Genomic DNA, 12020 nt, shown 5'->3' on the forward strand with positions numbered 1-12020 from the left:
TAGATTTATTTAGGTAATAAAGTTAGTCATGCTAAAATTACTATATAATTTTCTCATTTTCAGCATCCCAGAAGACTTTTCTGTTTTCGCGGTAAGCAATGGTGGCCATGTGGGCTGTAATGGCTTCCTGAAAGCCCTGGTTAATGTCACAACTGGGTTGCTTACCCTGGCGAATACATTCCAGCCATTCTTTGATATGCAGATGGGTGGTATCGAAACGTTTTCCCTGCATATAGGTATAGAGCAAACCTCGTTTGGCAAAATATTGTTCGGTTGCCGAAGTAACGGCATCGACCTGTGCCTGACCGGGTATGTACGAAATCATTGGCTTTTCAGGATCGAGAATACCTGTTTCCAGTTGTTCCTTGTACCGGCTTGATCGCCGGTCGGGATAAACGGTCAGCACATTTTCCATTTCCATGGCAGCATCGTGCCCCATGATGACTTTCCCCCGGAAATACTCGCTCGAAAGTGATGCGCTGTACATAAAAGTCAGGTCTCGTTCGGGATATTCAAATACGGCCTGAAACACATCGGGAACTTCGCGTCCGTCCTTGTAGAAGTAAACACCGCCTGAAGCGATGGCCGAATGGGGAATTCCCAGCTTCAATACCTGGTTCACGGCATCATACTCGTGGGTAAGCAAATCACCCGCCAGTCCGGTGCCATAGTCCCACCAGCAGCGCCAGCGGAAAAAACGCTCCAGACTAAAAGGATGTGGACGGGTTGGCTCGATAAACTGGGCCCAATCGATGTTTGAGGGATTTCCATCGGGATGAATGTCGTATACCCAGGCTCCGTTGGGATCGTTCCGGTTGGTGCAAACTTCAATGAGTGAAATTTTCCCCAAAATATCTTTCTCAATAATTTCGCGGGCTTTGTTGTAACTGGCTGTCTGGCGGCCCTGGTGCCCAAGTTGCATGATGACTCCTGTTTCATTGATGGCTTTGCGGAGTGCAAACACTTCATCAACAGTCCTTGTTAATCCTTTTTCAACATAAATATGTTTACCGGCATGGGCAGCATCGATGGCCATTTGTGCATGCCAGTGATCAGGTGTTGCAATAATCACTGCATCAATATCATCGGCCTTTAATAAATCGGTATAGCGGGTATAACGCCTGGCAGTTGGATTCATTTTTCCATCGGTGCCTGCGCGATTGATATTGGCTGCAGCTCGCATGGCATCCTCAGCATACACATCGAAGAGATCACAAACCCCGTTAATGGTAATGTTCAGGTCTTCCTGTTCCTGATAATCGCTGTACCTCCGATCATGCTTATTCAACTGTGCTCCTTTTTTCCATTCGTCGATCTGCTCGGGCAGGGCAAAGCCGGCAGCACGCATGAGTTGTTTTCCTCTGATTCCATAACCAATAATCCCCAGGCGAAGCGTCTTTCCATCGACAGCAACCGGTTTAAAAGAACTTTCTTCACTAAAATCGAGTCCCCATTCGCTTGTGATGGAATGCTTTTTTAAGCGTTCAGCATTCCATTTTTTGTACATACCGTATCCAAAAGCACCTAAAACAGGTAAGGTAGCAAAGCCTTTCAGTGCATCGCGCCGGTTAATTTTATTGCTTTGAGTTTTATCTTCAGCCATTTCGATTAATTCTTCTTTTTAAATAAAAGTCGATCGATTCCAATGATGTGACCTGTAGGAAATAGGTATAGGATCAACAACAAAAACACAAAAATCAGGTTTTTCCCCACCCACATGGCCGTTTCGCCGGTTGGCAACATATAATTTGCATCGATGAGAGACGGATGTGACAAACAATACAAAGCAATGAGCACGATACCACCAACAGTGGCTATGCGTGTAAGTAGCCCAAGGATTAAACCCAAACCAATGGCTACCAAACCCCACACATTCAGAAAATCGATAAGCGAAATCAGCTCAGGATTCGAGGCCATATCTCTGAAAAACCCTGCAAACCATCCCTGGGAATCATTCAAATAGGCAAACGACGACCAGCTGGGGTTCATCACCTTCACCATGCCTTCGTATAAACAATACCAGCCCATTAACACACGGGCAAGCACCAATACCAGCACTTGCATCTTCGATAAACTATTCTCTTTCATAAGCATCCGCTTACTATAAGTGTTCAACTTTCATGTTTAATTTTACCAGGTGATGGTTCAGTTAAAGTCTAACCATTGCTTTTTATCACTGCTACGGTAGGCAGTTTCGATCACTTTCATTGTTTCCAGTGCATGGTCAGCTTTCACCAGCAGTGACCGGTTGCCTGTGATTGCCTTGTAAACATTGTCGAAATACTGCATGTAATCGCCCGGAACAGTAGGATAGTGCCGACGAACAGCCTGATCGTTTTCTTCGGTATGAAGCACACCATAAAGCTCAGGTTCATCAGTCCCCAGAGGCTGGATGGGTTGTTTCCCTTCCCTGAGCCGTCCTTCCTGTGGATCAAGTCCGTACTTAACATACGAACCTTTTCGTCCATGGAGCATAAAGCGGGGACCCGGCTCTTTTACAAAAACACCGGCTTTGAGTATGGCTTTTGTATTAGCAAAATTCAAATGCACTTCAAAGTAATCGAGCACTTTACCCCCTTCACGTTGAATTCTTAAATCGGCATAAACACGGTCGGGTTTGCCAAACAGGTTCAAAGCCTGATCAATCAAATGAGGGCCTAAATCGAATAATACCCCATTGCCAGGCAGATCTTCGTTTTTCCACTCAACACGGTCGTACATGGGCCGGTAGCGATCAAAATGCGACTCGAATTCAAGTATTTCGCCCAATAGCCCCTCTTCAACAATTTTCTTCACGGTCATGAAATCGCCGTCCCAACGCCGGTTCTGAAAAGGTACCAGCTTCCCTTGCATACTTTGGGCTGTCTCAATTAGTTTTCGCGTCTCTTCCGAAGTACTTGTAAAAGGTTTTTCAACAATCACATGTTTACCTGCACGAAGTGCTTTCATGGCATAGTCAAAATGCGTGTGATTGGGCGAAGCAACTACAATAAGGTCAATGGACTCATCCTCTATCATTGCTTCAAGCTGGCCGAACACTTTTACCCCCGGATATTCATTTTGAATTAATTCTTTCTGCGACGATACAAAACCCTGAAGTTGGAATCCCTCGTGATGTTTGAAATAAGGTGCAAAAAAATATCTTCCCGAAAGGCCAAAGCCAATAATACCTGTGTTAACTATCTTCATAATCAGTTTAGAAATTGCAGAGAAAGGTAATAAAACCTTACAGCATTATCAAACCGATTCAATAGCTTATGTTTAACAACATCAAAAGCGTAAGGCCGAAGTAAACTTACTGATATTTGATAATATCAGGCAGAAATTTCGTAGTTTGGTCCTGCAATGTTCAGATTCAAATAGATGAATACACCTTCAAAAGCTTACACGATGAACACAAAAGCAATACTGATCATTTTTTTCATAATAAGCATCATGCAAATAAATGCCTGCAAACAAGCACCTCAAACTACTGGCATTTTTGATCAACAAAACAACATTGGTTCACCCAGTCTTAATGGTTTTGCGCATTATGATGCAGGCACCGACCGCTATCATCTGAGTGGTGCGGGGAAAAATATCTGGGATCAGGAAGATGAATTCTTCTTTCTTTCCAAAGAAATTGATGGAGATTTCATACTGAGAGCCAGCCTGAAATTCGAGGGAGATGGCGTGAATCCGCATCGGAAAATTGGAATCATGTTACGCGAAAGCTTAACAGCCGGTTCGGCCCACATCAACGGAGTGCTTCATGGCGACGGGCTCACCTCGCTTCAATACCGAAGCACTGACGGTGCAACAACTGAAGAACTTAAGGCTCCAGTCATGCATCCCGATTTAATCCAGCTTCAACGCAGGGGGAATACCATCATTTTGTCGGCAGCAGCCAGGGGTGAAACCTTTACCAGCATACAAATCGACGATCTTGAGCTGAACAACACAGCACAACTGGGCATTTTCATTTGCTCGCACGAGGCAGACGTTGTTGAAGAAGCAGTATTTTCAGAGCTTCGCCTCATTTTTCCAGCCGACGAAGATTTTGTTCCCTACCGCGATTACATCGGGAGCCAAATTGAAATCATGGATGTGGAAAGCGGTCAACGAAGTATTGTTCACCAGTCCCCGCTTTCGCTGCAGGCTCCCAACTGGTCGCCCGATGGAAAGCAACTGCTTTTTAACAGCGAAGGAAAAATATATGCATTCGACCTTGCAAACAAAGCAGTGAACGAAATCAACACAGGCTTTGCAATTAACAACAACAACGACCACGTACTGTCGTTCGATGGGAAGACACTGGGCATCAGCGATCATACCAAACACCCCGATGGACAGTCGCTCATTTATATCTTACCCGCTGAAGGCGGAGAACCACAATTAATGACAAGCGAAGGCCCGTCGTACCTGCACGGGTTTTCTCCCGATGGTAAATTCATCGCTTACACCGCCGGACGGGACAATGCAAGTCATCTCGACATTTACGTCCGACCTGTCGATGGCAGCGAAGAAATCAGAATTACCAACGCGCCCGGCCTCGACGATGGTTCGGAATATTCACCCGACGGAAAATACATCTACTTTAACTCGAGCCGTACCGGTACGATGCAAATCTGGCGCATGCTTCCCGATGGTTCGGAGCAAACTCAGTTAAGCTTCGACCCATACAACGACTGGTTTCCGCATGTTTCACCCGATGGCCGGTGGCTGGTTTTCATTTCCTATGAGCCCGAAATTGCTGCCGACGATCATCCCTTCTATAAAAATGTGTACCTGCGTCTCATGCCTGCACAAGGCGGCGAGCCCAGGGTTATTGCCTATGTTTACGGAGGACAGGGATCGATGAACGTATTCAACTGGTCGCCCGATGGTAAACAAATTGCCTTTGTGAGCAACACCAAAATGAAAAACAAACAAAAAAATACAGACCATGATTAAAAACCCGATAGACTACTCTTTTGGCCCCGCAGGGAGAAATGCCGGAATACTCATCTTTGTTGCCGGTTTGGCTGTGATTTACTTCAGTTATCTGGGGATCGCACTGACCCTGGTGGGGGCAACGATGGCCTTCACAAGAACCACAACCATCATTGACACCCGGGAAAAAAGAATCAGGTTCGATGAGAAACTGATGGGAATTTTTGGCTTTGGAAAATGGATTGATCTTTTGCCCGCCATGTATCTGAAAATTGAAGCTGAGACCCGGGGTTTCAGTATTAACAGTCAGAGCAATAAAACTTTCAACCTGAAAGAGAAAAGCTATAAAATTATCCTTTTAAATCAAGAAGGAGAAAAAGTTATGCCAGTAAAAAAATGTCGGAACAAACAGGATGCAGAAAATGATCTTACTGTTTTAGCCACACAGATGGGGCTGGATGAAAAGAAAGCTTAACAAACAACAGAATAAAAAGCTTGTCAACGAAAAAGGGATTGCACTAAACAACTTGCAATCCCTTTTTTGTAAACAGGCAGATTTCGGCCCTGTAAATGCCAGGCCCCATTGCTTGTATCATTTAATTAATCATCAGTATCTTCCAGTTTTTCTTCATGGTATTTTAAAGCCCATCTGATTAAAAAATAACTGGCTGCAATTACCAGTGGCCATAATAAGAGCCACATTATTCCTGATAGTATCATTTTTCGCTGCTTTTAGAATTAATAATGCGCCTCGGTATCGAGGTCTTTCTCGTTCATTTTCTTATTATTCAACGACTTCCACACATACCAGATGTAAGCGATCACAAAGGGGACCATCAGCGAAACCAATGACATCACCCGGAGAGTAAATTCACTCGATGAACTGTTACGGATATTAATTGACGACTGAAGATCGTAAGCCGAAGGATAATAACAGGTGTTATTGTAACCCGCAATAAGGAAGAGCGCCAGAACAGTAAGAACAGTGCCTGCACCACTCCACCAGATTCCCTTTCCTGCCTTACGGAAGAGGTCGGTATAAATCCCGAACAAAACCAACACCACTCCCACCAGAAATCCAATCAAAACCAGCGGCATTTGTAAGAGGTTGTGCAGGTATTTGAACTTTTCCATGCTTACAAGCATCGTTTCAGGATGGTAGGCAAAGCCCTTCTTCAGCAGAAGCACTACGACGAAAGTCAAAAAGAAAACCAAAAAAGGAAGCAGATTGATCCATAGCTGCCTTTTCATCCTTTTCTCCATCACCTCGTGGTCGATACTGTTGAAAAAATATTGTAAAGCCAGTACTCTTGCAAGGAAGAAGACAGTCAGTCCCAGTGCCACATTGTGAAAATTAAGCACTGCTTCCAATCCGCGGGTACTTGTTTGCCAGCTTACCTGGTTGTAATCGTTGAGCGAGAATTGAGCTCCATTGAAAAAAGTTCCGACAGCAGTCCCAATCAGTATGGTTCCAAGCAATCCGTTGACAAACAAAAACACTTCGTAAGTTTTGGCTCCCAGAAAGTTAGCCGGCTTTTTTCTAAACTCGTACGAAACGGCCTGTATGATAAAGGAAAACAAAATGGCCATCCATACCCAGTAGGCACCGCCAAAGCTGGTCGCATAAAAAAGTGGGAAGGAGGCAAAAAATGCTCCTCCAAAAGTGACCAGGGTGGTAAAAGTCAGTTCCCATTTGCTTCCGAGTGTATTCACAATGATGCTTCGTTCATTCTCGGTTTTTCCCAGCGTATACAACAAGGTTTGTCCTCCCTGCACAAACATTAAAAAAACCAGCAGGGCACCCAGTAATGAAATAACTAACCACCAGTATTCCTGCAAAAAAGTATAGCTTATTGCACCAATCATTGATGACCTCCTTTCTCGTCTTTAGGTCCAATTTTTATTTGTTTCACCATGATGCCAATTTCAGCGATCAGCAGACTGGTAAAAATAGCGGCAAACAACCAGAAGGTAATTTGTACCGAGCTGGTTGAGATGTTTGAAACGGCAGTAGTGGTGGGCATTAAGTCCTGAATTACCCAGGGCTGACGCCCGAATTCAGCAACCATCCACCCCAGCTGACTTGCCAGATACGCCAGCGGTATGGTCAGCAGCGCCAGTTTCAGGAACCAGCGGCGTTTCTCCAGCGTGCCCCTCAGCAGCCACCATAGTGAAAGCACAAAGAGCCCAAGGAACCAAAACCCGAGAATCACCATAATGTGAAAACTATAGAAAGCCAGTGGGACATGAGGAATCAGGAAATCGGGATCATCGATGTAACCATAGCCCAGGTATTTAAAATAGTTTTCCTGAAAGCGTTCACTTACCAGCATTTCGCGAAGCTCGTTACTTTCGGCAAGGTTCCCGCTTTTCTTAGCTTCCTTAAAAGCAGTCAGCTTTTCAACGGCGTACCGCCCCCTTTCCATCTTTTCGTGAGCCGACATGATTCCCTGTTCTTCGTTCCCTTTAATCAGGTCGTTGATTCCAGGAACAAAGGCATTCCAGTCGAGAAAGGCCATGTAGGACAAAAAGTTGGGGATTTCAATTTTGAAAGAAAAATCCATCAGGTTTTCATTTTCAGGGTCGCTGTCGGAAGATGACATCAGACCAATGGCAACCAGCGGTGCACCATTCTGACCATTGTAAAGTCCTTCGATGGCTGCAAATTTCATGGGTTGCACCAGCGCCACCTGCCGTGCCGAACCATCACCGGTCATAATCAGTGCCAACGACGATACAATGCCGAATATGGCTGCCACCATGATGCTTTTTCGGGCTTCAATCACATGTCGCTTGCGCATTAAAAACCAGGCCGAAACACCAATTACAAAAACAGCCGACAACACAAAACCCGAAGTGATGGTGTGTAAAAACTTGTTGATGGCTACCGGTGAAAACAATACTTCCCAGAAGCTGGTCATTTCGTTACGTGCTGTGTCGGGATTAAAATGAGTTCCCACAGGACTTTGCATCCAGGCATTGGCCACCAGAATCCACAGCGCCGAAAGGTTGGCACCAATGGCCACCAGCCAGGTCGAAATCAGATGGAAACGCTTGCTCACCTTATTCCATCCAAAAAACATGACCGCAATGAAGGTCGATTCGAGGAAGAAAGCCATGATCCCCTCGATGGCCAGCGGAGCGCCAAAAATATCGCCCACAAACCACGAATAATTCGACCAGTTGGTTCCAAATTCAAATTCGAGAATAATGCCCGTTGAAACACCAATGGCAAAGTTGATACCGAAGAGCGTCATCCAAAAACGGGTCATCCGCTTCCACTCGGGACGACCGGTTTTTACATAAATGGTCTCCATGAAGGCAATGATAAAGGTGGTGCCAAGCGTTAGCGGCACAAATAACCAGTGATACATTGCCGTTAAAGCAAACTGGGCCCTCGACCAGTTTACCAGAGACAGGTCAATTGATTCAAACATAGTATTGGTTTTATTTTGTCAAATTTTCCAGAACATGCATTCCCCGTTCCTCATCAGTTTTGTACTTATGTTCAAAATTATCTGAAAAAAAGAACAACTTCATCAGAAAAAAGATCAAAAAAAGTTTCAAAAGAATCAGCAACCAAAGTGATTTTCCCCAGGTCATCTGTCTGAAACCATCGGCATAAAAATTAAATATATTCTTTAACACCTTCATTGATTATTCTTTAGAAAATAAAACTGCACATAAAAGAAAGATTTTATGAACATTCTATTTCACTTTTGGTTAAAGATAACAAACCTATAGAAACCATAAAACAGAAGACTAATTTAATTGAATAGATCATGCGCAAATTAATGCTAACCACCTCTATTCTTTTTATCACATTAATCCTGGCTTTCGGACAAAATTTTAGCGACAACGACAATGATCCTGAAATTGGTGTGGTAGAACATTTGGGGGATTATTTTCCCGAAGGGGTACAACTCATTACCGAAAATCTCGACACGGTCGATTTGCTTTCTCTGGTCGATAAACCTACCATCATTAATTTTGTGTACTACCGTTGTCCGGGAATATGCAGCCCGCTGATGGGCGGGATTGCTGAGGTAGCCGACAAGTCGGATTTGGTATTGGGTGAAGACTATCAGATTTTAACCATCAGTTTCGATCCTTCGGAAACCATCGACCTGGGTACGCGTAAAAAGGCAAGTTATTTTTCCCTGATGAACAAAAAAGATCAGGCCGAAAAAGGCTGGCTTTTTTTCACTTCCGACAGTGCCAGCATTGCAAAAGGAACCAATGCCACCGGTTTTAAATACAAAAAAACAGGCAACGACTTTCTGCATGCTGCATCGGTTGTCATACTCGCTCCCGATGGAAAAATTGTGAGATACCTCAACGGCATTTATTTCTTACCCTTCGAATGGAAAATGGCACTCATTGAAGCAGCCAGGGGCCAGATTGGACCCAGTATCAATAAGGTACTGCAGTTTTGTTATTCGTACGACCCGGTAGGGCAAACCTACATGCTAAACATTACCAGGGTATTTGGCGTGATGATGATCTTTCTTGCAGTTATTTTTCTGATCATTCTGATCGTAAAATCGAAAAAAAAGAAGCAACCATTAAACACTTAATAAATAATGTCAGCAAGCGTTAACCTAACCGCAGAACCCGATTACCTGCACATTCCCGGAAAGAAAGGCCTTTTGAGCTGGATTTTTTCTACCGATCATAAACGAATCGGTCTGCTCTACCTCTATTCAATTATGGCCTTTTTTCTGGTTGGTCTTAGTTTAGGACTGGCCATGAAGTTTGAATTGCTGGCTCCCGGAAAAACCATCATGGGAGCTCAGGCCTACAACAGTACCTTTACCCTTCATGGTATCATCATGATCTTTTTGATTGTGATACCCGGCCTGCCCGCAGTGTTCGGTAATTTCTTCCTGCCCATCATGATTGGTGCGAAGGATGTTGCCTTCCCCAGGCTTAACCTTTTGAGCTGGTGGGTTTACATTATTGGTGCAGCCATTGCCATTTCTTCGCAGTTTTTGGGTAGTGGTGCGCCCGATACCGGATGGACATTTTATGCTCCCTACAGCTTTAAAACGGGCACCAACATGTTGCCGGCTGTACTCGGAGCATTTGTACTTGGTTTCTCATCCATTCTCACCGGGCTTAATTTCATTGTTACCATTCACCGCATGCGCTGTCCCGGAATGACCTGGTTCAAAATGCCGCTTTTCCCCTGGACCTTGTATGGTACAGCATGGATTCAGCTATTGGCCACTCCGGTAGTAGGCATCACCCTGCTCATGGTGATTCTTGAGCGCACCCTCAGCATTGGATTTTTCGATCCTGCACTGGGAGGCGATCCGGTACTCTATCAGCACCTTTTCTGGATCTATTCCCACCCGGCTGTTTACATTATGATACTGCCGGCCATGGGTGTCATCAGCGAAATCATCCCGACTTTTTCACAAAAACACATTTTTGGCTACAAAGCCGTGATCGTATCCACCATGGCCATTGCCTTTGTGGGTTATTTTGTTTGGGGACATCACATGTTCACCTCGGGCATGAGTGGAAAATCGCTCTATGCTTTCTCCCTTTTGACTTTTTTGGTAGCCATCCCAAGCGCCATCAAGGTTTTCAACTGGGTATCAACCATGCACAAAGCATCGATTAACCTGAAAACACCGTTTTACTGGGCTGTAGCCTTTATCTTTGTTTTCATGGTGGGTGGCTTATCGGGCATTGTGCTTGGATCGCTGGCAACCGATGTTTACCTGCATGATACAGCCTTTGTGGTAGGCCACTTCCACTACATTGTGTTTGGAGGAACCGGCTTTGCTTTTCTGGGTGCCATACATTATTGGTTCCCCAAAATATACGGACGCATGTACGATGCCAAATGGGCCAACACGGGCCTGATGATCATGTTCATCGGCTTCAACGCGCTTTATGCCCCGATGTTTTATTTAGGAATGATGGGGATGCCCCGCCGCTATTTCGACTATTTACCCGAATTTCATGCAGCCAACATCCTTTCAACCATGGGATCGTGGGTAATGGCCATGGGTATTATCATTATCATCATCAACCTGATTCGCTCGGCCCGCCATGGCGAAAAGGGAGCAATGAACCCTTGGAACGGTAAAACCCTCGAATGGACTGTTCCATCGCCCCCTCCGGTGTTAAACTTTGACAAAATTCCGGAACTTGGAGAAAATGACGGACCTTACGAATACTAAAACTTAACGAAACAAGATGACCGATTTACATTTACATCGCGACGACGAGGCGTCGAAAATTGGCATGTGGCTTTTCATTTTTACCGAATTGCTGCTTTTTGGCGGCCTGTTTATTGCCTATTCGGTATTCCGGCTGAACAACCCCGATGCCTTTCACCTTGCAGCCGAAGAACTCGACAGAACAGTTGGACTGGTTAACACCATCGTGCTGCTCATCAGTAGTGCTACCATTGCCATGGCTTTTTCGGCCATTCAGATGGGCAAAACCAGACAAAGCAAACTATTGCTGACCCTGACCATTATTTTCGCTTTTATTTTCCTTATTAATAAGTACTTTGAATGGGGTGCCAAATTCGAACACCAACTCTACCCCGGATCGAGCTACCTGATGGAGCTTAGTCAGGGTGAAATCCTGTTTTTTGGACTTTACTTTGCCATGACAGGCCTGCATGCCCTTCACATTGTAATCGGCCTTGTGTTGATGTTTGTAGTACTGGCCCGGCTTCAAAATGGAAAAATAAGCCGCGACAACAATGTTCTTTTGGAAAATTCAGGGCTGTACTGGCACCTGGTTGACATTATATGGATTTTCCTTTTTCCCTTGTTTTACCTGATAACCTGATTTTTATGAGCAACAACGAAACCCATCATATTGTATCGTATCGAAGCTATTTACTGATACTGGCAGGCTTAATAATACTGACCCTGCTTTCGGTTGCCATTACAGGCATCGAACTGAGAGAGTATACCGTGGCGGCGGCCCTGGTATTTGCCTTTGTAAAGTCGTTTCTGGTACTGAGTTATTTCATGCACCTGAAATTCGACAAACCCCTGTATCGCCGCATGGTGATGTTTGTGTTTGTATTGTACTTTGCGGTATTGTTCATCACTTTTGTTGATTATGTTACTCTATAA

12 protein-coding genes are annotated in these 12020 nt (G+C 44.7%); 6 read left to right on the plus strand and 6 right to left on the minus strand.

The features are described 5' to 3' along the window. Positions 1 to 40: 40 nt before the first annotated feature. From FHS86_RS13415 to FHS86_RS13425, 3 genes are read right to left on the minus strand one after another with little or no spacing between them, the layout of a single operon-like run. Positions 41 to 1603: a Gfo/Idh/MocA family protein gene (locus tag FHS86_RS13415; protein ID WP_429414527.1), complete on the minus strand. Its 1563-nt coding sequence runs from the start codon at positions 1601 to 1603 to the stop codon at positions 41 to 43. A gap of 5 nt (positions 1604 to 1608) precedes the next feature. Continuing rightward, positions 1609 to 2088, minus strand: coding sequence for a DoxX family membrane protein (locus FHS86_RS13420; RefSeq protein ID WP_429414530.1), 480 nt, complete (start codon positions 2086 to 2088; stop codon positions 1609 to 1611). A gap of 57 nt (positions 2089 to 2145) precedes the next feature. Further along, positions 2146 to 3189, minus strand: a complete 1044-nt coding sequence (locus FHS86_RS13425) for a Gfo/Idh/MocA family oxidoreductase (protein ID WP_429414532.1) — start codon at positions 3187 to 3189, stop codon at positions 2146 to 2148. 201 nt (positions 3190 to 3390) lie between these two features. Here FHS86_RS13425 and FHS86_RS13430 point away from each other — a divergent pair, with 201 nt between their 5' ends. Together FHS86_RS13430 and FHS86_RS13435 are read left to right on the plus strand one after the other, a co-directional pair. Further along, a complete protein-coding gene (locus FHS86_RS13430) occupies positions 3391 to 4932 on the plus strand; it encodes a TolB family protein (RefSeq protein ID WP_429414535.1) in 1542 nt (513 codons plus the stop codon). Further along, positions 4925 to 5386 (plus strand): hypothetical protein, encoded by a 462-nt coding sequence (locus FHS86_RS13435; RefSeq protein ID WP_429414538.1) that lies wholly within the window; start codon positions 4925 to 4927, stop codon positions 5384 to 5386. Before FHS86_RS13430 ends, FHS86_RS13435 begins: the two co-directional genes overlap by 8 nt. A gap of 263 nt (positions 5387 to 5649) precedes the next feature. Here the strand turns inward: FHS86_RS13435 and cydB are convergent, their stop codons facing one another. From cydB to FHS86_RS13450, 3 genes are read right to left on the minus strand one after another with little or no spacing between them, the layout of a single operon-like run. After that, positions 5650 to 6777 carry a cytochrome d ubiquinol oxidase subunit II gene (gene cydB, locus FHS86_RS13440; protein ID WP_429414541.1) on the minus strand — a complete coding sequence of 376 codons (1128 nt, stop codon included), beginning with the start codon at positions 6775 to 6777 and terminating at the stop codon, positions 5650 to 5652. Then, positions 6774 to 8348 carry a cytochrome ubiquinol oxidase subunit I gene (locus tag FHS86_RS13445; protein ID WP_429414544.1) on the minus strand — a complete coding sequence of 525 codons (1575 nt, stop codon included), beginning with the start codon at positions 8346 to 8348 and terminating at the stop codon, positions 6774 to 6776. Before FHS86_RS13445 ends, cydB begins: the two co-directional genes overlap by 4 nt. 10 nt (positions 8349 to 8358) lie before the next feature. Beyond that, a complete protein-coding gene (locus tag FHS86_RS13450; protein WP_429414547.1) occupies positions 8359 to 8565 on the minus strand; it encodes a DUF4492 domain-containing protein in 207 nt (68 codons plus the stop codon). 128 nt (positions 8566 to 8693) lie between these two features. Between FHS86_RS13450 and FHS86_RS13455 the strand changes: the two genes are divergently transcribed. From FHS86_RS13455 to FHS86_RS13470, 4 genes are read left to right on the plus strand one after another with little or no spacing between them, the layout of a single operon-like run. After that, positions 8694 to 9488 carry an SCO family protein gene (locus FHS86_RS13455; protein WP_429414550.1) on the plus strand — a complete coding sequence of 265 codons (795 nt, stop codon included), beginning with the start codon at positions 8694 to 8696 and terminating at the stop codon, positions 9486 to 9488. Between the two features lie 6 nt (positions 9489 to 9494). Beyond that, positions 9495 to 11105: a cytochrome c oxidase subunit I gene (locus FHS86_RS13460; RefSeq protein WP_429414553.1), complete on the plus strand. Its 1611-nt coding sequence runs from the start codon at positions 9495 to 9497 to the stop codon at positions 11103 to 11105. A gap of 16 nt (positions 11106 to 11121) precedes the next feature. After that, entirely contained in the window at positions 11122 to 11727 is a 606-nt protein-coding gene (locus FHS86_RS13465; RefSeq protein ID WP_429414556.1) for a cytochrome c oxidase subunit 3 family protein, read from the plus strand. A gap of 5 nt (positions 11728 to 11732) precedes the next feature. Beyond that, the gene (locus tag FHS86_RS13470) at positions 11733 to 12020 is read left to right on the plus strand and encodes a cytochrome C oxidase subunit IV family protein (protein WP_429414559.1); all 288 of its coding nucleotides are present in this window, start codon (positions 11733 to 11735) and stop codon (positions 12018 to 12020) included.

Origin of the sequence: Roseimarinus sediminis, from assembly GCF_050433125.1 — a bacterium.
Lineage (GTDB): Bacteria > Bacteroidota > Bacteroidia > Bacteroidales > Prolixibacteraceae > Roseimarinus > Roseimarinus sediminis.

Coding starts and splice junctions, on each gene's coding strand:
- FHS86_RS13415 (WP_429414527.1), bottom strand. CDS start 1,603: ATGGCTGAAGATAAAACTCAAAGCAATAAAATTAACCGGCGCGATGCA.
- FHS86_RS13420 (WP_429414530.1), bottom strand. CDS start 2,088: ATGAAAGAGAATAGTTTATCGAAGATGCAAGTGCTGGTATTGGTGCTT.
- FHS86_RS13425 (WP_429414532.1), bottom strand. CDS start 3,189: ATGAAGATAGTTAACACAGGTATTATTGGCTTTGGCCTTTCGGGAAGA.
- FHS86_RS13430 (WP_429414535.1), top strand. CDS start 3,391: ATGAACACAAAAGCAATACTGATCATTTTTTTCATAATAAGCATCATG.
- FHS86_RS13435 (WP_429414538.1), top strand. CDS start 4,925: ATGATTAAAAACCCGATAGACTACTCTTTTGGCCCCGCAGGGAGAAAT.
- cydB (WP_429414541.1), bottom strand. CDS start 6,777: ATGATTGGTGCAATAAGCTATACTTTTTTGCAGGAATACTGGTGGTTA.
- FHS86_RS13445 (WP_429414544.1), bottom strand. CDS start 8,348: ATGTTTGAATCAATTGACCTGTCTCTGGTAAACTGGTCGAGGGCCCAG.
- FHS86_RS13450 (WP_429414547.1), bottom strand. CDS start 8,565: ATGAAGGTGTTAAAGAATATATTTAATTTTTATGCCGATGGTTTCAGA.
- FHS86_RS13455 (WP_429414550.1), top strand. CDS start 8,694: ATGCGCAAATTAATGCTAACCACCTCTATTCTTTTTATCACATTAATC.
- FHS86_RS13460 (WP_429414553.1), top strand. CDS start 9,495: ATGTCAGCAAGCGTTAACCTAACCGCAGAACCCGATTACCTGCACATT.
- FHS86_RS13465 (WP_429414556.1), top strand. CDS start 11,122: ATGACCGATTTACATTTACATCGCGACGACGAGGCGTCGAAAATTGGC.
- FHS86_RS13470 (WP_429414559.1), top strand. CDS start 11,733: ATGAGCAACAACGAAACCCATCATATTGTATCGTATCGAAGCTATTTA.